At 62.7% G+C, this 1,009-nt stretch carries 1 protein-coding gene; it reads right to left on the bottom strand.

The features are described from left to right. Positions 1-447 precede the first annotated feature (447 nt). Positions 448-1,009, bottom strand: a 562-nt coding sequence (locus AB4043_RS26600; RefSeq protein ID WP_442308674.1) for a hypothetical protein, incomplete at its 5' end; no start/stop codon positions are given.

Raw genomic sequence — 1,009 nt, 5'->3', positions numbered from 1 at the left:
GTGCCGTAGTCGCGCAGCCCTTGGGAAATCCGGCAGGCGCACTCCCGCAACTCGGCGTACGACAGGAACGGACCGTCAATGAAGGTAACGCCGTGCGTGGCGTCGGACGCGGCACGTTCAAGCAGCTGAGGGAGCGTCGCAGCAGGAAGTCGATCCGGCATGGGGAAGTCCTCCGATAGGAAGTCACGGAAAACAAGAGGGAGCAGAAGCTCGGGCGCGGCGTGTCGCGAACGACACGGGGCCCGGCGCTGAATTCCCATCACGGACGGATGGTTGTGGGGACCCTGGGGATGTCACGGATCTTGGGCGGGTCACAGGTGGTGAGTCACAGGTGGATGCGGCCGGGGCCGGACGCGGCGTGGCGCCCGCGGCGCACAGGGGCGCGGCGAGGTGATCTCATGGGCGCCGGACGTTCCGGGCCGACGGCTCGCTCCGGGGGCCGACGGATCAGGTGGACCCGGTCTCGTTGAAGCGCACAATGTCCTCGATCTTTTTCTGCAGTTTAAGCTCGTCCGGGTCGGATACGATTGCCTTGCCGACGAGGCCGTACGGCCCGATCGGCGCATCAGGAGATGAATTGTAATCAATCTCATCGAAAACGAAGTTGCGTTCGAAGTCTGCTTGGGTCAGCTTGCCGTCCTTGCCGGGGCGCAGCAGAATGCAGCCGTGGAATCGATCCGGCGTCCTGTTCTTGCTCAGTTCTTTCGATGCCCCTTCCCCGAGCGCGAGGCTGATTTCGACGTCGAAGAGGTCGACGCCGAATGTCAACTGGGTCATCTGAGGGGTCAGCCCTCCTGGAATACGGATGGCGCACTCGCCGAAAGTCAGCCCCGCCTCCGTGGTGAAGATCTCCAAGTGGAATACGCAATCAGGTGCGTTCAGGCTGGCGAGTACCTGGCCGGCGAGTGTCTCCGACTCATGGAACAGTGTTGAGTTCCGCCTTTTGTCCAGTAGATAGGCGGCCATGATGCCGCCTTGCGCGGCCGTCAGTGGCGATACGTGGTAATTG

The organism is Terriglobus sp. YAF25 (assembly GCF_052113305.1).
GTDB lineage: Bacteria > Acidobacteriota > Terriglobia > Terriglobales > Acidobacteriaceae > Terriglobus.
Note: the sequence above shows the minus strand (reverse complement) of the source record. Positions and strands in the feature narration are given on the sequence as shown.